The organism is Ardenticatena maritima (assembly GCF_001306175.1).
GTDB lineage: Bacteria > Chloroflexota > Anaerolineae > Ardenticatenales > Ardenticatenaceae > Ardenticatena > Ardenticatena maritima.
Genome location: NZ_LGKN01000003.1, coordinates 155,452 through 174,076, shown reverse-complemented (window position 1 = coordinate 174,076; position 18,625 = coordinate 155,452). Strand labels below are relative to the sequence as shown.

The 18,625-nt window shown below is 61.1% G+C and carries 14 protein-coding genes; 6 read left to right on the top strand and 8 right to left on the bottom strand.

From position 1 onward, the window contains the following. Positions 1 to 11 precede the first annotated feature (11 nt). Entirely contained in the window at positions 12 to 785 is a 774-nt protein-coding gene (pgeF, locus tag SE16_RS00945; RefSeq protein ID WP_054492690.1) for a peptidoglycan editing factor PgeF, read from the bottom strand. Continuing rightward, positions 782 to 1,798 (bottom strand): adenosine deaminase, encoded by a 1,017-nt coding sequence (gene add, locus SE16_RS00940; protein WP_200907233.1) that lies wholly within the window; start codon positions 1,796 to 1,798, stop codon positions 782 to 784. Before add ends, pgeF begins: the two co-directional genes overlap by 4 nt. Before the next feature lie 176 nt (positions 1,799 to 1,974). On the opposite strand from add, the gene SE16_RS00935 reads away from it, so the two are divergent. Both SE16_RS00935 and hutH read left to right on the top strand, forming a co-directional pair. After that, the gene (locus SE16_RS00935; RefSeq protein WP_054492691.1) at positions 1,975 to 2,313 is read left to right on the top strand and encodes a LysM peptidoglycan-binding domain-containing protein; all 339 of its coding nucleotides are present in this window, start codon (positions 1,975 to 1,977) and stop codon (positions 2,311 to 2,313) included. A gap of 112 nt (positions 2,314 to 2,425) precedes the next feature. Further along, entirely contained in the window at positions 2,426 to 3,955 is a 1,530-nt protein-coding gene (gene hutH, locus SE16_RS00930; protein ID WP_200907234.1) for a histidine ammonia-lyase, read from the top strand. 27 nt (positions 3,956 to 3,982) lie between these two features. Here hutH and SE16_RS00925 read toward each other — a convergent pair whose 3' ends face one another. Next, positions 3,983 to 5,407, bottom strand: coding sequence for a vWA domain-containing protein (locus SE16_RS00925; protein ID WP_054492692.1), 1,425 nt, complete (start codon positions 5,405 to 5,407; stop codon positions 3,983 to 3,985). Positions 5,408 to 5,420: 13 nt separating this feature from the next. Beyond that, complete coding sequence (locus SE16_RS00920; protein WP_054492693.1) at positions 5,421 to 6,359, bottom strand: AAA family ATPase; 939 nt, start codon at positions 6,357 to 6,359, stop codon at positions 5,421 to 5,423. 280 nt (positions 6,360 to 6,639) lie between these two features. Here SE16_RS00920 and SE16_RS00915 point away from each other — a divergent pair, with 280 nt between their 5' ends. The 3 genes from SE16_RS00915 to SE16_RS00905 are packed head-to-tail and all read left to right on the top strand — an operon-like array spanning position 6,640 to position 13,063. Continuing rightward, a complete protein-coding gene (locus SE16_RS00915) occupies positions 6,640 to 10,020 on the top strand; it encodes a hypothetical protein (RefSeq protein ID WP_152968805.1) in 3,381 nt (1,126 codons plus the stop codon). Beyond that, positions 10,020 to 11,333, top strand: a complete 1,314-nt coding sequence (locus tag SE16_RS00910) for an Ig-like domain-containing protein (protein WP_054493029.1) — start codon at positions 10,020 to 10,022, stop codon at positions 11,331 to 11,333. The genes SE16_RS00915 and SE16_RS00910 overlap by 1 nt, the downstream gene beginning before the upstream one ends. Continuing rightward, on the top strand, positions 11,330 to 13,063 hold the full coding sequence (locus SE16_RS00905; protein WP_054493028.1) for a glycoside hydrolase family 2 TIM barrel-domain containing protein: 1,734 nt from the start codon (positions 11,330 to 11,332) through the stop codon (positions 13,061 to 13,063). Before SE16_RS00910 ends, SE16_RS00905 begins: the two co-directional genes overlap by 4 nt. Here the strand turns inward: SE16_RS00905 and SE16_RS00900 are convergent. Together SE16_RS00900 and SE16_RS00895 are read right to left on the bottom strand one after the other, a co-directional pair. Next, complete coding sequence (locus tag SE16_RS00900) at positions 13,042 to 13,683, bottom strand: response regulator transcription factor (protein ID WP_054493027.1); 642 nt, start codon at positions 13,681 to 13,683, stop codon at positions 13,042 to 13,044. The genes SE16_RS00905 and SE16_RS00900 overlap by 22 nt on opposite strands. Continuing rightward, the gene (locus tag SE16_RS00895; RefSeq protein ID WP_054493026.1) at positions 13,676 to 14,344 is read right to left on the bottom strand and encodes a sensor histidine kinase; all 669 of its coding nucleotides are present in this window, start codon (positions 14,342 to 14,344) and stop codon (positions 13,676 to 13,678) included. Before SE16_RS00895 ends, SE16_RS00900 begins: the two co-directional genes overlap by 8 nt. A gap of 301 nt (positions 14,345 to 14,645) precedes the next feature. Between SE16_RS00895 and acs the strand changes: the two genes are divergently transcribed. Next, a complete protein-coding gene (acs, locus tag SE16_RS00890) occupies positions 14,646 to 16,712 on the top strand; it encodes an acetate--CoA ligase (RefSeq protein WP_054493025.1) in 2,067 nt (688 codons plus the stop codon). 129 nt (positions 16,713 to 16,841) lie between these two features. Here the strand turns inward: acs and SE16_RS00885 are convergent, their stop codons facing one another. Together SE16_RS00885 and SE16_RS00880 are read right to left on the bottom strand one after the other, a co-directional pair. Then, complete coding sequence (locus tag SE16_RS00885) at positions 16,842 to 17,438, bottom strand: cytochrome c3 family protein (protein WP_054493024.1); 597 nt, start codon at positions 17,436 to 17,438, stop codon at positions 16,842 to 16,844. After that, positions 17,438 to 18,565, bottom strand: coding sequence for a molybdopterin-dependent oxidoreductase (locus tag SE16_RS00880; RefSeq protein ID WP_054493023.1), 1,128 nt, complete (start codon positions 18,563 to 18,565; stop codon positions 17,438 to 17,440). Before SE16_RS00880 ends, SE16_RS00885 begins: the two co-directional genes overlap by 1 nt. Between the last annotated feature and the right edge of the window lie 60 nt (positions 18,566 to 18,625).

Genomic DNA, 18,625 nt, shown 5'->3' with positions numbered 1-18,625 from the left:
CATCTCGGAAGTTATGACAACTCAACGATGACGCCAAAACGCCCCGTGGCGGGCTTTTCGCGCCGATAGGAGAAAAATTCATCGGTGCGGCAGGCGGTACACAAGCCCGCATCTTCGATGACCTCAACACCCATGCGCTGGAACAAGGCGCGATTCGCCGCCGAGAGGTCGAAAAAGAGCCGCCCGTCGCGCTCGTGGAGCCAGGCGTCGCCACCGGGCCAGGTGCGTGCCGCCCGCGCAACATTTTCGCCCACTTCGTAGCAACAAACCCCAATCGCCGGTCCCAAAAAAGCCTGCAAACGCTCCGGGCGCGCGCCAAACGCCACCTGCATCGCCCGCACCAGCGAGAGGGCAATCCCCCCCAGCGTGCCGCGCCAGCCCGCATGCGCCAACCCGACGGCGTGGTGCTCGGGGTCGTACAGCACAAGCGGCTGGCAATCGCCAAAGGTCATTGCCAGCGGCAAACGACGTTCGGCGGTAATCAGCCCATCGGTATCGGGAAGGCGCTTGCCCGCATCGGCGGCGCCGACAAGCGCCACACGTGTGCCGTGTACCATGCGCACACGTACAGCCCGCGTGGCGTCCGCGCCCAGCGCCGCGTAGAGTCGGCGCACATTTTCGCGCACGGCGGCTTCATCGTCGCCAACCGCCCAACTCACGTTGAGCGTGTCGAACGGCGGTTGCGAAACGCCGCCGTGCCGTGTGAAAATCGCATGGCGCACGCGCGTCAGCCGCGTGAAACGGTACGCGGGAATTTCGCCAAGCAGCACCCGTTCCAGGCTCATACCACCACCTGCATGACGCGGTCTAACAGGGCGCGGCGCGCTTCGGCGTCGCCAAAGCCACTTTCGAGCGCGTAGCGCGTGGTGGTGCGCACGTGTTCCACACCCCACCCAAACTGGCGGCTCAAAAGGGCGTATTCGCGCGAGACGGTGGTGGGCGTAATCGTGCGCGAATCGGTGCTGACGCTGACTTTGACGCCCAGGCGATAGCAGTAGTCAATCGGGTGGGCTTCCAGGCTTTCGGCAGCGCGTGTCTGGACATTGCTGGTGGGGCACATTTCCAGCAAAACGCCTTCGCGGTGGACACGCGCGAGCAAGTCGGGGTCTTCGACGGTGCGCACACCGTGCCCAATGCGCATCGCGCCCAGCACGTCCAGCGCCTCACGCACGCTTTCAGGACCAGCGGCTTCGCCCGCGTGGACGGTGCGCGGCAAATCGGCTTCGCGCGCCAGTTCAAAGGCTTTGCGGTGTGGTGCGCCCGGATAGCGGGCTTCGTCGGCGGCTAGGTCCAGCCCAATCACCAGAGTTTCGCCGCGGTCGCGGTGTCGAATAGCCAGCCGCGCCACTTCTTCGCTCAAATCGGGCGGCTCGTGGCGCAGGCAACAGAGAATTTGCCCCACTGTCACGCCAAAATCAGCCGCGCCGGCTTTCAACCCACGCGCTACGGCTTCGACCACGGCGTCCATGCTCAACCCCTCGCGGGTGCAGAGTTGGGGCGCATAGCGCACTTCACCATAAACAACGCCATCGTGCGCCCACGATTCCACCAGTTCATACGCGACGCGTTCCAGGGCTTCCTCGGTCTGCAAAACAGCCAGTTGGGGGTCTACACGCCGCAGAAAGTCAGCCAGGTCGGCACAACGCGGTGGTGCGATCATGAAAATTTCCAGCGGCTCAGGCAAATCAATCTCATATTTGCGCGCCAGTTCGCGTGCGGTTTCAACACGCACACACGTATCCAGGTGCACATGCAATTCGGCTTTGGGTAACGCCCGAATCGTCTCCAGGTCCATCATCTCGCGCCTCCTCGTCGCTCCACAGAGGTTCTTGCTCTTTGAAAAGGGTCGGCGAGTCTAGCATGAGGGGCAAAACTCGGCAACTGCAAAATGTTCAACAATGGCTATACACGTTTGTCTTCATCACTGCGCCGCATAGAATGCGCCACGTCGTCAACGCTGAGAAGGAGGTGCCCATGTCCCGCGCCGTACCTGTGCTACTTTTCATCCTCGTCGCGCTTCCCGCTTGTGGGGCGAACGCCAACAGCGTCCGCCCGCTCGCCACGCCCATCCCGATTGCGACGGCGATTGCGCCCCCCACAAGCACCATTCCACTGCCGCCGCCGACGCCCACGCCGCGCGTCATCCTCTACGTTGTGCAAGAAGGCGACACGCTTCTCAGTATCGCCGAGCGGTACGGCACAACCGTGGAAGCCATCATCGCCGCCAATCCCGACCTGGAAAACCCCGATTGGATTCAAATCGGGCAAGAGTTGCGTATCCCCGTCGCGTCAGATGAGGAGACAACGCCCTAAACCGTGCTGCGTGCAGGCGGCGCCGTCGCCGCACAAGCGCCCATTTGCCCACGCCCCGGCTTTGCGTTGAATAGAGGCAACCATTTCCCAAAAAGAGCGAAAGGAGACAACGGTGTCTGCGACGATTCTGATTGGTCAACCCTTGACGCTTGAAGACGTGGTGCAGGTTGCCCGTCATCACGCCCCCGTGGCGCTGGATGATGAGGCGCGCGAGCAGGTGCGCGCCTCGCGACGCTACATCGAGCAGGTGCTGGCTGAAGAGCGCGTGGTCTATGGTGTGACGACCGGCTTTGGCAAATTCGCGCAAGTACGCATCAGCCCCGAAGATACGCGCTTGCTCCAACGCAATCTGCTGCTTTCCCACGCCATGGGTGTTGGCGACCCCTTCCCCACCGAGGTTGTGCGTGCGATGATGCTGCTCCGCGCCCAAAGTCTGGCGTTGGGGCACAGTGGTATCCGCGAAGAGGTGCTTGACCTGCTGATTGCCATGCTCAACCGTGGGGTGCACCCGATTGTGCCCTCGCAAGGGTCGGTGGGCGCCAGTGGCGACCTTGCCCCGCTGGCGCACATGTGCCTGCCCATCATCGGCGAAGGGCGCGCCGAGTATCAGGGGCGCGTTCTGCCCGGTGGGGAAGCCTTGCGCGCCGCGGGGTTGACGCCCATGGTGCTAGAAGCCAAAGAGGGGTTGGCGCTGGTCAACGGCACGCAGGCGATGACCGCGGTTGGTCTGCTGACGGTGTACGACGCGTTTGACCTGTGCACGGTGGCGGACATTGCCGGCGCGATGAGCCTGGAAGCCCTGAAAGGAAGCCTGCGCCCGTTTGACCCACGGGTGGCGCGTGTGCGCCCGCACCCCGGCGCGGCGCTGGTCGCCGAAAACGTGCGCAAGTTGGGCGCGAACAGCCCCATCCACAAATCGCATGAAAATTGCGACAAAGTGCAAGACGCCTACTCGCTGCGCTGTATTCCCCAAGTGCACGGCGCCAGCCGCGACGCCCTCGCCCACGTGGCTGACGTGCTCGAACGTGAAATCAACAGCGTGACCGACAACCCACTCATCTTTGCCGAAGATGATGACGTCATCTCAGCGGGGAACTTTCACGGGCAACCGGTGGCGCTCGCCATGGACTACGCCAAAATTGCCATTGCTGAACTCGCCAACATCAGCGAGCGCCGCATCGAGTACATGCTCGACCCGGCGCTTTCGGGATTGCCGGCGTTTCTGGCGCGCCAAGGGGGGCTCAATTCCGGCTTGATGATTTCACAGTACACCGCCGCCAGCCTGGTCTCCGAAAACAAGGTGCTGGCGCATCCCGCCTCGGTGGATTCCATTCCCACAAGCGCCAACCAGGAAGACCACGTCTCCATGGGCACAACCGCCGCACGGCAAGCGCGCATGGTGCTGGAAAACGCCCGTTGGGTGATTGCCATCGAACTCGTCAACGCCGCCCAGGCGCTCGACTTCCACAAGCCGCTGGAACCTGGTCCGGGCGTGAAAGCCGCGCTCGACGCCCTGCGCACCCGCATCCCGCCCCTCGACCGCGACCGCATCATGACGCCGGACATTGAAGCCGCACGCGAGATGATTGTCAGCGGCACGCTTCGCCGCGCTGTGGAAGCCGTTGTGGGGGCACTGCACTAGCGGAAGAGGAAGAACGCGCTCGGTTGCCTACGCCACCGAGCGCGTCAGATACGCCATCACCTGCCGCAATTGTTCCAGATTACGGCACTCGGTCAGCACATCACACTCGCGGGCGTACAAATCAATAATGCTGTCGCCAATGCCCCATGCGTATTGGGATTCTGGATTGAGCCAAATCACCTGGCGCGACCGACGCCGAATTTCAGCCAGCGCATCCAATTGCGGGTCAAAATAATTGCTGCGCCCATCGCCCAGAATCATCACCGTTGTGCGCGAGGTGAGCGCATCGCCATACTCGTCCAAAAACTGGCGGAAGACACTCCCAAAATCGCTATGCGCCCAGTAGCGGATATTGGCTTCGCCCGTCGCCATTTCCACAGCGGCGTCCACCGAATTGCGCTCGAAAAACTCCGTCACTTCGTCCACATCGGCGATGAAGACGAACGAGCGCACATGCCCGCGCTGTTGTTGCAAACTATACACCAGTTGCAACATGAACCGCGACGCATTACGCACCGATGAGGAGACATCACACAACACCACCAACCGCAATTTGTTGCGGCGGTGCTCCTTGAAGACCAATTCCATCGGCACGCCCGCTGTCTGATAACTGGCGCGGAGCGTGCGGCTCACATCCAGCCGCCGAATACCGCCGCGCCGCATGCGCCGCGCAAAATCTTCGCGCAACTTGCGCGCCAATTCGTCCACAATCTCCTGCATGGCGCGGATTTCCTCTTCGGTGAAGCGTGCAAACTCCTTGCGCTCCAAATCGCGCGAGACAGGCTGTTGTTGCGCCGCGGGGCTCATGCGCTCAAACGCCTCGTTCACCTGCTCGGCGACCCAACGCGGGAAGAGTTCTTGCAACTCCCACAGCCGCTCGCGCACCTTCTGCGCCAGTTCAAACTCGCCCGCCGCCTGCAATTCGCGCGCCAGTTCCCCAATTTGCTGCTGAATGCGCTGCCAACCCATCTGGTCGAGAATGTAGCGCGTCAGCCGCCCCCGCTGCAACAGGGATTCCAGTTGCTGCAATTGTTCCGGCGTCATGTGTTGCAGCATTTCGGCGGTGATGACCATCACATTCCCCGTCAACAGGGCTTCCGTCAGGTGGTCGAGTTGCGGCAAGCCGAGCCGCTCCATGGCTTCGCGCAAGGCTTGCATAAACTGTTCGTGGGGCTTCAAGGGGTGGTCGCCTTGCTGTCCTCCCTGCCCCATCTGCGGCGAGATGGGCAATTCTTCCACATTGGGGTCGAAGTAGCGGTCGAACAAGTCATCAAAAAGTGGAATGTCTTGCTGGCGTTTGATGAGCGCCGCCCGCAATGACGATTTGAGCAAACGGCGGTTCTGAATGCCGGCAAGACGCCCCGCCTGAATGGCGTCCAGCGCCTCGCTGGTTGAGACGCGCACACCCGCCGCCCGCAACACGCGAATAAAGCCCACAAGCACATCGTCCATAACGCCCTCCGCCTTACTCTTCCCACTCACGCAACCGCAGTTGCGCCCGCCGCAACAATTCAGGGATAGATTGGCGCGTGCGCATCTGGTCGCCTTCATGCTTGATGATGACGCCGAGCGTGCGCTCAACCTCTTTCACGCCCAAATGGTGCACATTGAGCAACGCCAACGCCCGCGCCCAATCCAGCGTTTCGCTCAAGCCCGGCACTTTCTTCAATGCCAGGTTGCGCACTTCCTGCACGAACGCCACCAACTCAGCGGCAAGGGCTTCGCTTGCTTCGGGGACGCGCATGCGCACCACGCCCAACTCCTCGGCGAAAGAGGGGTAGTTGATGAAGAGGTGCAAGCAGCGGCGCTTCAAGGCGTCGGACAATTCGCGCGCCTGGTTGCTCGTTAGCAAGACAAACGGTTGGGTGCGCGCGCGAATCGTCCCCAATTCGGGAATGCTCACCTGGAAGTCGCTCAGCACTTCCAGCAAGAAGGCTTCAAACTCGGGGTCGGCTTTGTCCACTTCGTCAATCAACAAAACGGGGCGTTGTTCCGCCATGAGTGCGCGCAACAGCGGACGCGGGAGCAAAAAGCGTTCCGAGAAGAATAAATCTTCTTCTTCGGCAATGCGCTCAAAGGCTTCGCGCAGCGTCTGGGTGTCGGCAAGCAGTTCTCCCACACGGTCGCGCAAAACCTGCGTGTAGAGCATCTGCTTGGCGTATTGCCACTCGTACAGGGCTTTGGCTTCGTCCAACCCTTCGTAGCATTGCAATCGAATCAACTCCGCGCCGAGCGCGTCGGCAATCGCCTTCGCCAGTTCGGTTTTGCCCACGCCTGCCGGTCCTTCCACCAGAAGCGGCTTGCCCAACTGGTCGGCGAGAAAAACCACAGTGGCGATATCATCGCTGGCGAGGTAATTGGCGGCTTTGAGGCGGTGCTTGACATCATCAATGGACTGAAACATGCGCCCTCCTTCGGCGGGTTGGGTGGTTGATACACTCGCGCCTGTGTGCAACGTGGGGGACTGTACCAAGGCGACAGGCTTGTTCTGCTTTGAATTGTAGCCAACCGAGCGCGATTGGTCGAATATCCAACATGCGTGCCATGAAGACGCCATGCCTGTTTTTTGAAAGAACCTTCACACATGCGATTTGAAGTCTTCATGCACTATTCACCCTCAAAATTCATAGTATCCGTCAGCAGAGGTACAATTTCCACATGCAAGCGAGCCAGAAAAGGCAACGATGAGCACAACTCAAAGCGTCGGTAGAGCCGCCAACAACCTGAGCACACGCATGCGGCAACAACTCGACCGCATGTACATCTCCATGTGGGACCTCAACCCGCATCTCTTGCTGGCGTTGGCGCTGGTGCTGGCGTTTCATGGGGGCTTGCTCCTCAGCGGCACATTCAAGCGCACCTATGACGCCTACATTCACATCTTCTTTGGCGACCACTATCGCCGCGCCTGGTTCGACCACTGGGAATATCGCTGGTACACAGGCTTCCCCATGGTCTCCTATCCGCCGGGGTCTCAGCAATCGATCGCCCTGCTTTCGTTTGCGGTGGGGCTGCTGAACGGCTTTATCATCACGCAGTTGTTTGCGCTCTTCATGGTCGTCATCGGCATTTATCGCTTCTCGAAAATTTGGGTGAGTGAAGAAGCCGCGGGCTATGCCGCGCTGCTGGCTGTTTTCGCATCCAGCATCAACGAGACCGTGCACGTCTTTGGGCAATTGCCCACCACTTTTTCGCTGGGCTTCTTGCTGAACGCGCTGCCCTACGCCTACCGCTGGATTCGCGACGGCGACCCGCGCATCCTCATCATCGCCTGGATTGTCAATGCCGCTACCACCGCAGGGCACCACGTGACGACGCTCTTCGGCGCGGTCTTTTTTGCGGGTCCCGTCATCGTCTTGGCGATTGTTGAAAAATTCCGCGAACCCCTGCCCGACGAACCCCGCGCCCACCCCACCGTGGTGACGCGCGAGAACATCAAGCCGCTGATCATTCGGCGCTTGCGGCGCATCATTCCCGCCACATTGCGCTCCGGCATTTACGGCGGCGGCTTGATTCCCATCCTGCTCATCGTGGTGCTGCCCTACTGGATTTGGAGCCGCGTTGACCCCATCAACCAGGTGCCCATCCCGCACGCCTCGCGCGACAACTTTCTGGAAAACACCGCCGCGGGGCTTGTCTTCTGGCTGGTGCCCTACGGCACAACGCTGATTGCCCTGCCCTATGTCTTCTACAAAGGCTTCACCACCCGCGCCTGGCCTATGGCGCTTTCACTCTGGTTGCTCTTCATTCTGGGCACAGGCGGCACCACCCCCATCCCGCGCCTGATTTTGCGCGGCGCGTTCGACATTCTCACTCTCGACCGCTTCACCTTCTGGGCGACTATTCTCATGTTGCCACTGCTGGGCGAGTTTGTGGTGAGCCTGCGCCATCGGGGGCTTGCCAAGTATCTGCGCGAACAATTCGGCGACCTGACCTGGCGGCTTGTGCAAGCCGCGCTGGTGGTGGCGTATCTGGGCTTTGCCATTTTCACCGCCAATCTGACCCAGTTCCGCAAGTTTCAGCCTGCGGCGATTGACATGGCGCCCATCGTCAGCTTTCTGGAAAAAGACGAACATTGGCGCTGGCGCTACATCACGCTGGGCTTTGGCGACCAAATGGCGTGGCTGTCGGCACAAACCACCGCGACCAGCGTGGACGGCAACTACCACTCAGCGCGCCGTTTGCCCGAATTGACCACCACGCCGGTGGAGCGTCTGGAAGGGGCAAAATACAGCGGTATTCCGGGCATCGGTTCGCTTCAACAGTTTTTGGCGGTTCCCGACAAGTACAACCTCAAATTCGTCTTCTCGAACGACCAGTTCTACGACCCACTGCTCTACTTCTCAGGCTGGCATCGCATTCAACGGCTGGAAAACGGCATCATGGTATGGGAACGGGGCGATATTCCCCCGCTTCCCGAAGTTCTGCCGCGCAAAGAAATTCCCATGTACCAGCGCATCATGTGGGGCACCATCCCCATGGGCATGATTTTCCTCTCGTTCTTCGCCATGACCGCGTTCATGTGGGGACCGCCGCTGCGCCGCCTGCTGGACGAAATGGGCGCGATTGCGCTTGCGGCGCGCTTCTGGCGGCTGGGCGTGCGCCTCTGGTTTGCCCTTCCGGGGGTGCCCAAGCGCAACGTGCTGCGTGATTGGTGGCGGCGCTTCGACGATTGGCTCTTGCGGCATTCATATCTGCCCACAGAAGACGACTCGCCCGAAATTCCGTGGCAAGTCTGGATGACCTGGTTGCAGCGCATCCCACGCCCCAAACCAGCCCCGCCGTCGGCGCACCAGGTACGCCTGACCCTGCTGGTCTGCCTCGTTCTCGCGGGGGCGCTCCTGGGGTATCGCTCCTATCGCAACCGCATCAACGACCCGCTCCGCATCGTCGAAGCCTACTACGACGACCTTGATTTCCGCCGCTTTGGCGACGCCTACGAACGCCTGGACCCTGAAACGCGCCCCAGTTATGAGCAATACCGCCTGGAACTCTCGGTTGTCGGGGGGCTGCTAGCGTCGTATGCCAAACTCGATTCGGTCTATACGTCTTTTGTGCGGCAAGAACCCGACCGCGTAGTCGTTCGCGCCGACACCATCTGGATTACCGCCCTGCAAGAATACCGCACCACACAAACGCATACGCTCGTCAAACGCAACGGCAAATGGTACTTGCTCTTTCCCAAGTCCGACATTCGCATCCCACCCGACCAATTTTTCCGCCAGCCGTCGGTCGCCTGGGGGTCGCAGCAACGCCGCCGCGTCACCGACCGCACAACTGCATTTGCGGACATTCTCGACCGTCCCGAACTCCAAATCCTCTCGGCGCGCCTGGTCAAAGTCAACGACCGCTACTCGGTGGTTGGTGAACTCATCAACACCGACGTTGACCCCGCCGACCTCACGGTCACGTCCTACCTGTTCGATGAAGACAACAACGCACTCACCTGGTATAACGCCCAATACGCCATCATCCACAAAATTTTGCCCAAGGAAGTGACACCCTTCCGCATTGACTTTGAAGGCGTCGCCGGCATGCGTATCGAAGAACGCCAACCCGGCGCGCTCGAATTCGACCCCAACGCCTTCACGCCGCCCGACATCCGCGCGCCCATCGCGAATTTTGAAGTGTACGCCAAAGCCCTTGTCACAGGGCGTGATCTCTACCGCGGTGTGGGGGTGCAAGACGTGCAGGTGGTGCAAGAAGATGGCGCGTACCGCCTGCAAGGGGAACTCATCAACAACGGGACGTTGGAAGCCACCATCCCGCACCTTCTCATCACATACTACGACGAGCGCAATCAGGTTGTGTGGGTAGACCACTTCTACCAATCAGAGAGCATTCGCCCACAGCGCACGCAACGGTTCGACGTTCCCATCACCCCCGCCGCCGACGTGGAAACCATTCTCGACAAAGGCGACATCTTCGCCAACATCCTGCGCGAAGAGACCTCGTTTGAAGCCGATTGGAGCGAGCGCATCATCCTGCCGCCCGACCTGCAAGAAGCGCTCGGCTACCACAGCATTCGCGTCACGGTACACTCATTCGTGGGGGCAAGTTTCTAATGCGTACCCAACACCGCCGCACACGCTGCTTCATCTTCCTGGGCATGCTCGCCCTGCTGGCGTTGGCGTGCCGCAAGCAAGAAACGCCGCCCGCGCCATTCCTGCTTGACGGGGAACTGCCCATCAGCGTCGCCGCCGAAGCCCCCGTCGGCGAACCGTTGCCCGTCACCATCGGACCCGTCAACGCGCCCGATGGCACGCCCATCCTGCTGACAGCCACGGGCACTTTTGGCACATGGGCGTTCCGCGGTCTGTTGCAGGGCGGCTACCTCACCATCACCCTGCCCCCCGAATTCACGCGGCACAGCGGACTGGTGAGTCTGGTCGCCACCAGCGGGCACGCCGTGGGTGAAGCGGAAACACGCCTGCTCGCCGGTGAGCCTGTAGAACCGCTCGTGCCGCTCGTGGGGGCGCGTTCCATCATCGCCGACGCCGCACATTGGAGCATGACCGTCACCCTGCCGCAAGACCGTTTCGACAACCCGGTCGCCGACGGCACGCCGGTGGAAATCCGCGCCCTGCACCCCGGCGGGCGACTGGAAACGCGCGTACAGCCGGTGGAGCACTTGCTCGCCTGGATTCGCCTGTACAGCGGCACAAAAGCGGGCGAAACACGTATCGCCGTCGAATCCGGGGAAGCCGTGGGTCCCGAAGGGCTTTTGCTGGAAATTCCCGGCTGGCCGACGCCCTTCACCCTGGAAGCCGAGCCATCTACACAGCCGGCTGACGATCGCTCACTCATCACGGTGCGCACATCCACCATCCGCGATCAATTCGGCAACGTCGTTCCCGACGGCACCATCGTCACATTTGTTGCCGAAACGCCCGACGGTCCCCGCTTCATTCCCAGCGTCACCGTCAACGGCGTTGCCGAAGCCCCCATCCAGGCACCTGATGAGCCCGCCGTCTTCCAGATTGTGGGGTCGGTGTACGGCGTGCGCAGCAAGCCGCTGACCGTGGCGTTCACGCCCGGTCCCGCCGTCAATCGCTTCACGGTCACGCCCCATTTGGACGAACCCAACGGCGCGCTCTACCTGGACGCGGGACCCCTGCTTGGACAACTCAACCAATACATCCCGGACGGCACGCCTGTGCTCTACCACCTGACCCACGAAAGCGGACAAGAAGAGTGGTTGAGTGCCCCCGCCGAAGCCGGGCACGCCCGCGCCGAATTGCGCTTGCGCTTTCTGCAACCTGGCACCTATACCGTTGAAGTGCTAGCCGGCGTGGGGCGCGGCGAAACCACCTTCGTTGTGGAAAAAGCCGTCATCGAACGCGCCCAACAAGCGGCACGTGAGGCTGGTGAACCATGAGCATCTCCAAGCACCGCCTGAAACTGCTGCTCTGGCTCATCCTCTCGCTGGTATTCGGCGGCATCGTGTACGCCGTCGTAGCCGGCGTGGCGGCGCTTGCAGCCTACTTCCAGCAAGGCGCCGACCCGGCGCAGGCGCTCAACATCGTGCCCAACAAACCGCCCGACTTGTACGTCAAACTTGTCTGGAAACCCGACGACCCCGACACCGGGCGCGAAATGGAACCCCTCACACGGCGGCTCATCGAAGGGGCGTATCTGCGCGCCTGGTTGCAGTGGAACATCTCTCACCTGCGCGGGCAACCGTATGGCTTGCGCACCTACTTTGTCGGGCCAACGCTGGACAACGTGAGCGAAACGGTGCGCCGCGTCGCCAACGACGGCTGGCACATGACCCAGGTGGACACCGAGCACACGCTTACCTTGCACTTCTACTCCGCCGACGGCTCCATTGCATCGTTTACTGATGAGAACATCAACATTGTGCAAATCCTGGAAGATGAAGCAGGTATTCAGCGGCTACACGAAATGACGGCGACGTATGACGTCGTCATGTTTCTGGAAGACGGCAATTGGCGCGTGCGGGCGTGGGAACGCCGCCAAGCGCGCCTGTTGCCCAATCGCCTCGACCCACCACACACCGACCCACTGCCGGGTATGGTCTACGCCGAGGGCAACCGCCTCATGCACGACGGCAAGCCGTTCACCGTGGCGGGCGTCAACTACTACCCCGCCGACGCCCCTTGGAGCGAATTCTGGACGAACTACGACGCCGCCACCGTGGAAACCGACTTGCTCCGCATCGAAGACCTGGGGTTGAACACCCTGCGCATCTTTATCCCCTTCGAGACGTTCGGCGGTCCCACCGTGGACCCACTCATGCGCGCCCGCTTGCGCGATTTTCTCGACCGCGCCGAGGCGCACGGGTTGAAAGTCATCGTGACGCTTTTCGACTTCCGCAATGACTATGCCCCCCTGCTCTGGCCCCACGCCGACCGCCATCTGGACGCGATTGTGGAGCCGCTGAGCAGGCATCCCGCTATCCTGGCGTGGGATATCAAAAACGAGCCCGACCTGGACTACGAAGGCACCGACCCCGCCATCGTCAACGGCTGGTTGACGCACGTCGCCCGCCGCTTGCGACGCCTTGACCCGCATCACCTCATCACCATCGGCTGGGCGCATGCCGAAAACGCCGACCAACTGCTCGACATGGTGGACGTGGTTTCATTCCACTTTTACGAAGACCCCGCCACGCTGCCAGACGCCTACGCCGCACTGCACCAACGCACCACCAAGCCCATCTTGCTCACCGAATTTGGGCTTTCGACCTGGAACAGCGCCTTCTTCCCCAACGGGCACACCGAAGCCGAACAAGCCGCCTACATCGCGGACGTCTTGCGCGGTGTCTATGCCAGCGACATGAGCGGCTTCCTCGTCTGGACGTTGTACGACTTTGAGCACGTCCCGCGTTCAGTGTTCGGCTGGCAACCCTGGCGGCGCTTCCCACAAGCGCACATGGGCATTCTGCACAGCGACGGCACCCCCAAACCCGCCGCCGCGCTCGTGCGTCCCGACGCCGCCCTCGACGCACCCGCGCCGACGCCGTGGGCGCGCTTCTTCAAGCCCTTCTGGCGCTCGGTCTATGTGGTTGTGGTGGTGGGGCTTTTCCTGCTATGGCGAGGGGCGCGCTGGTGGAAACGCCGACGTCAGCGGCGTATGGGCTTATAACGGTCGCGGTGCTCAAAATACCACGCAGCCGCTTCGGTTCGATTGGAGACATGCAACTTCTCGAAGATATTTTTGAGGTGAAAACGCACCGTGTTCTCGCTGACATAGAGCGCGGCGGCAATTTCAGCGTTCGTTTTGCCCCGCGCCACCTGTTCCAACACTTCCCACTCGCGCTGTGAAAGGTCGGTTTGATGACCGCGTTGTTGTGCCATCAAGCGGTGCGCCGCGCGCGGGTAGACGAGCATGCCCGCCGCCACCTGCCGAATCGCCATGACCGTTTGGCGCGGCGGCTCTGTTTTGAGGGCAAACCCTTCGGCTTCCAGTTCAATCGCGCGTTGCATGCTTTCGCCATCGCCAAAGGCGGTGAGCACCAGCACCCGCACAGGCAACCGCCGCTTGCGGATTTCTTCCAGGGCTGTGAAGCCGTGGTAGGGCATTTCCAAATCCAGCACGACGACATCCACGGACTGACGCTCCAACACCGCCAGCAATTCATCGCCGTTGGTCACGGTTTCGACGACTTCGATATCGGGCGTGCGGTCGAGGAGCGCCACCAGCCCTTCCAGCACCAAAGCGTGATCGTCCGCCAACACGACGCGAATGCGTTCTTGTTCAGACATACGTCGGCACCTTTGCCACAATGCGTGTTCCTTCGCCGGGACGGCTGTACAATTCAAAATGCCCCTTCACTAACTGCACACGCTCCTTCATGCCGCGCAAGCCGATATGCGCATCATTTTCCTGCACGGGGGCGTCCAGGTCGGGCAATTCAAACCCCTTGCCGTAGTCTTCCACTTCCAGCCAAAGCCAGCCGTCTTCACCACGCAGGCGCACGTAAAACTCATCAACGCCCGCATAGCGGTAGGCGTTGGCGAGCGCTTCCTGCACCAGGCGATAAATGGTGATTTTGACAGGCAACGCCACCGTCTCAGGCACATTTTCAAGCGTGAGGTGAACGCGCGTATTGGTTGCCTCTTCGTGTTGCAGCACCAACCCCTGAATAATCGCCGCCAGCGAACGCCGCCGAAATTCCGGCGGGCGAAACGCCCCCAAAAACGACTTGATTTCGTAGAGCGAGGATTCGAGCAATACCGCCACCCGCGCCAAATCGGGCATCAGGTCGGCTTTTGCCGGATCGTGGGCAATCTCTTCCTGAATGCCCGTCAAAATTGAAAGAGCCGTGAAGATATACTGCACAGGGCCATCGTGGATATCCAGCACAATGCGGCTCAACTCTTCTTCGGCAATCGTCAGGATATCCGACAAGCGAGGCTCAGCCATACCCTTCTCCTCATGCAGATGGGGCGCATCACTGGGGTATAGCATACAAAAAGGCGTCCGTTCGGTCAATGCCCGGCGCATGATGACCTGACAAACCTACCTGAATGAGTAGGCGACGCCTACCGTATTGGAAAGGTGCAATCTATCAGTTCTGTGGTTGTTGCCCGCCGCTGTTTCTTTTAGTATGATAGCGAACAGCCACGGCTCGCCTGTTCATCACGCCTTCCATGACCCGTGTGCTGAACCTCGGTTTCCCCCAAAGCCAGCAGAAACAATTGAACAGCCGAAAGGAGGCGCTTCCATGGCGGATGAAATTCGCACTGACTACACCGAAGCGGAAGTCACCGAAGCGGAAGTGGCGGTACATTGGGGCGAAGAAGATTACTACTATCCCCCCATGCACTTCATCGCCCAAGCGAACATGACGGATGAAACCATTTACGAGCGTTTCAGCGAGGAAAACTTCCCGGAGTGCTTCAAAGAATACGCCGACCTGCTCGACTGGGACCAATACTGGCATACAACGCTCGACACCAGCAATCCGCCCTTCTGGAAGTGGTTTGTGGGCGGCAAGTTGAACGCCTGCTACAACTGCGTTGACCGCCACTTGCCCAAATACCGCAACAAAGCCGCTTTCATCTTTGTGCCCGAGCCGGAAGATGAACCGCACCTCGTGCTCACCTACCAGGAACTCTTTGTGCGCGTCAACGAAGTCGCCGCCATGCTCCAATCGCTGGGCTTGAAAGCAGGCGACCGCGTGACCATTCACATGCCCATGGTGCTTGAATTGCCCATCACCATGCTGGCGTGTGCGCGTCTGGGCGTCATTCACTCGGTCGTCTTCGCCGGCTTCAGCGGCAAAGCCTGCGCCGAACGGGCGGTGGACTCGGGCAGTAAAATCCTCATCACGATGGACGGCTACTACCGCAACGGCAAAATGCTCGACCACAAGGTCAAAGCCGATGAAGCCGTCCAGGTTGCCGCTGAAATGGGCAGCCCCATCGAAAAGGTACTCGTCTGGCGGCGCTATCCACGCCAGTACCAATCCAAAGCCCCCATGGTCGAAGGGCGCGACGTCTTTGTGGACGACCTACTGAAAGCCCACCGGGGCGCACGGGTGAAGCCCGTTTCAATGCCCGCCGAAGCGCCGCTCTTCCTCATGTACACCAGCGGCACCACCGGCAAGCCCAAGGGGCATGTCCACAGCACCGGCGGCTATCTGGCATACACCGCCTGGACCTCAAAGAACATTCAGGACATTCACCCCGAAGACGTTTACTGGTGCATGGCAGACATCGGCTGGATTACAGGGCACTCCTACATCGTCTATGGACCGCTCGCCGTGGCGGCAACCAGTGTCATCTACGAAGGTGTGCCCACCTACCCCGACGCCGGCCGTCCATGGCGCATTGCGGAACAATTGGGCGTCAACATCTTCCACACCTCGCCCACCGCTATCCGCATGTTGCGCAAAGCCGACCCCGAAGCGCCGCTGCGCTACAACTACGAATTCAAGCACATGACCACGGTCGGCGAGCCGATTGAGCCGGACGTGTGGCGCTGGTACTTCCACGTGGTGGGGAAAGAGCGCGCGGTCATCGTGGATACGTGGTGGCAGACGGAAACGGGCGGCTTCCTCTGCACCACCATTCCCGCCCTGCACCCCATGAAACCCGGGAGCGCCGGACCCGCCTTGCCCGGCATTTACGCCGCCATTCTGGACGATGAAGGCAATGAAATTCCACCCGGTGCAGGCAAAGCGGGGAACATCGTCATTCGCAACCCGTGGCCCAGCATCACGCAAGGCATTTGGGGCGACCCCGACCGCTTCATCAACACCTACTACGCCAAGTACAACAAAGACCCCAACAGCAAAGATTGGCGCGATTGGCCCTACTTCGCGGGGGACGCCGCCACGCAAGCCGCCGACGGCTACTTCCGCATCCTTGGGCGCGTGGACGACGTGATCAACGTCGCCGGGCACCGCTTGGGCACGAAGGAACTTGAAAGCGCCGTGCTGACGGTGGAAGCGGTAGCCGAAGCCGCTGTGGTGCCGCGCCATGACGAAGTGAAGGGGCGTGTGCCCGACGTGTATGCGTCGCTCAAACCGGGCTACGAACCCAGCGAAGAAATCCGCCAGGAAATCGTGCGTGCTATCGAAACCATCATCGGCAAGATTGCGCGCCCGAAGAATGTGTACATCGTGCCCGACTTGCCCAAGACGCGCAGTGGGAAAATCATGCGCCGCGTCCTGGCTGCTATCTCCAACGGGCATGACGTGGGCGACGTGACCACGCTGGCGAACCCCGAAGTGGTCGAAGTCATCCGCCAGATGGTGCAAGGCGACGAACTCGCCGAAGCGTTCTAACGCCTGCTTGTTTCCCTCCCCCCAGCCCCTCTCGTCAGGCGACGAGGGGGGCTTTTTTGCGCCCACAGAAAAAACCCCCGGCAGGCTCGCACAACCCGCCGGGGGAGCGGCGTTTTGACGCCTTTGCACTCATTGCCCCATGTCGGTGGGACCACGCCCTAAAGCGGCGTGGCATTCTTCACACAATGGGAACACCACCGGACGCGAGAGGTACAGGTCGAAATCATTGCCGGGGGCGTGCGACACGTGGCAATCGGCGCACCGAATATCGGTCGGCGCGCCTTCCTCGGCGAACGCCCAATGCACATGGTTCTCGAATGCGGGGTCGTCGGCGTAGTCGGCGTGGCATTGGATACAAGTTTCATCCGGGAAGGGCTCGCTCAGGTGGGCGGGCTGTTCGTAGCGCCCGCTCACAAACTTCACCGTGTCGCCTGCCGCCGTCGCCAGCGCCATGACGCGCCCACGCACGCCAACCCCGCCGTGGCAATCAATACACCGCACACCATCGGCGTCGGCATCCGTTGGGAGCGCGTGAAACGCCGCCAGCGTTTCGGCAAACCCCTGCGTCTGCGCCATCTCAATCTGGCGTACGTAGGTTGTTTCAGGCTCGGTGTGGCAAGCCGCGCAAAAGGGGTCGTGTTCTTCCAACGCGACAGCACCCCCCGTGCCCGCCGCCAAAGCCAGCACAACCAGCCCAATGAAGAACGCCCAACGTCGCGGTGTCATCATGATGTCTCATCCAGGAAGATAGCGCGCGCATGAATGAGCGAGGTGCCATCAGGGAAGGTGTCGCCAAAGAGCCCGCTTCGCGTGCCTTCCTGCGTGTTGCCTTCGCCGTCGGTGGCGCGGGCTTTCAGCACATAGCGCCCCGTGGGCATGCCGCGCGTATCCCACACATACCACCAGATAGTCCAGACGAGTTCGGGGTGCTCAGGCGCTTGCACCAGGTTGGCATCGTGCCAGGTTTCGCCATTGTCGGTACTCACTTCCACCCGCTGAACACCCGACCGCCCGGCAAACGCCCGCCCACTGATGAGCACTTGCTCGCCCACGGTAAAGCGCTCCTGGTCACCCGGCAGTTCGATTTGCGAGTTGACCTTGATGAAGGCGTCGTTGCTCCACCCCTGTTGCTCCCAATAGCCGGTATGGGGCTGGTCGGTCACTTCAATCTCCACCAGCCATTTGGGTTGTTTCATGCCGTAGCGCCCAGGCCAAAGACAACGCACAGGGAAGCCATGCCCTCGCGGGAGCGGTTCCCCGTTCATGCTGATGGCGAGATACGCCAGTGGGTCCAGCGCCGTATCGAGCGGCACACTTGTGTGGAAGCCGTCGGCGGCGCGGGTGATAATTTCCACCGCCCCCGGCTTGACGCCGGCTTCTTCCAGAAGTTCGCGCAGGGGGATGACTTCCCACACGGCGTTGCCAATGAGATTCCCCCCCACGGGGTTGGAGATACACTCCATGGTGCGCATGTGCGCCCCCGCCGAGCGGCGGCGCAGTTCATCGAGCGAGAGTTCGAGTTCGCGTTCGACCAACCCGGTAATGCGCAGGCGGTAGGTGTCGGGGTCAATCTTGGGTTGCCCGCGCCCAATATCCACCTCGTAAAATTCATCGTTGGGCGTAATCCGCACTTCCGTGGGCACGCCATCGGGGAGCGTAGGCGTCGGCGCAACGGCATTCCCACCCATGCTTTCGGCGGTGGCGGTAGGCGGACGCGCCGCGGTTGACGCTGTGGACGTGGGCAAAGCGGATGACGGCGGTTGTGTGGTTTGGCGTCCACACGCCGCAAGCACCAACGCCGCCGCTCCACCGGCGGAAACCCGCAAAAATGCTCGACGATCAAGACGTTTCATGCGATCCAACTCCTCTCTCCGTTCGGTTCGCGCTGAGCGGCGCTTCTCTTACCATGTACG

Excerpts from the sequence above, each read along its gene's own strand:
- SE16_RS00900 (WP_054493027.1), bottom strand. The coding sequence starts at position 13,683 with ATGTCTGAACAAGAACGCATTCGCGTCGTGTTGGCGGACGATCACGCT.
- SE16_RS00910 (WP_054493029.1), top strand. The coding sequence starts at position 10,020 with ATGCGTACCCAACACCGCCGCACACGCTGCTTCATCTTCCTGGGCATG.
- SE16_RS00925 (WP_054492692.1), bottom strand. The coding sequence starts at position 5,407 with ATGGACGATGTGCTTGTGGGCTTTATTCGCGTGTTGCGGGCGGCGGGT.
- SE16_RS00935 (WP_054492691.1), top strand. The coding sequence starts at position 1,975 with ATGTCCCGCGCCGTACCTGTGCTACTTTTCATCCTCGTCGCGCTTCCC.
- SE16_RS00915 (WP_152968805.1), top strand. The coding sequence starts at position 6,640 with ATGAGCACAACTCAAAGCGTCGGTAGAGCCGCCAACAACCTGAGCACA.
- SE16_RS00880 (WP_054493023.1), bottom strand. The coding sequence starts at position 18,565 with ATGAAACGTCTTGATCGTCGAGCATTTTTGCGGGTTTCCGCCGGTGGA.
- pgeF (WP_054492690.1), bottom strand. The coding sequence starts at position 785 with ATGAGCCTGGAACGGGTGCTGCTTGGCGAAATTCCCGCGTACCGTTTC.
- SE16_RS00895 (WP_054493026.1), bottom strand. The coding sequence starts at position 14,344 with ATGGCTGAGCCTCGCTTGTCGGATATCCTGACGATTGCCGAAGAAGAG.
- SE16_RS00885 (WP_054493024.1), bottom strand. The coding sequence starts at position 17,438 with ATGACACCGCGACGTTGGGCGTTCTTCATTGGGCTGGTTGTGCTGGCT.
- SE16_RS00920 (WP_054492693.1), bottom strand. The coding sequence starts at position 6,359 with ATGTTTCAGTCCATTGATGATGTCAAGCACCGCCTCAAAGCCGCCAAT.
- add (WP_200907233.1), bottom strand. The coding sequence starts at position 1,798 with ATGATGGACCTGGAGACGATTCGGGCGTTACCCAAAGCCGAATTGCAT.
- acs (WP_054493025.1), top strand. The coding sequence starts at position 14,646 with ATGGCGGATGAAATTCGCACTGACTACACCGAAGCGGAAGTCACCGAA.
- SE16_RS00905 (WP_054493028.1), top strand. The coding sequence starts at position 11,330 with ATGAGCATCTCCAAGCACCGCCTGAAACTGCTGCTCTGGCTCATCCTC.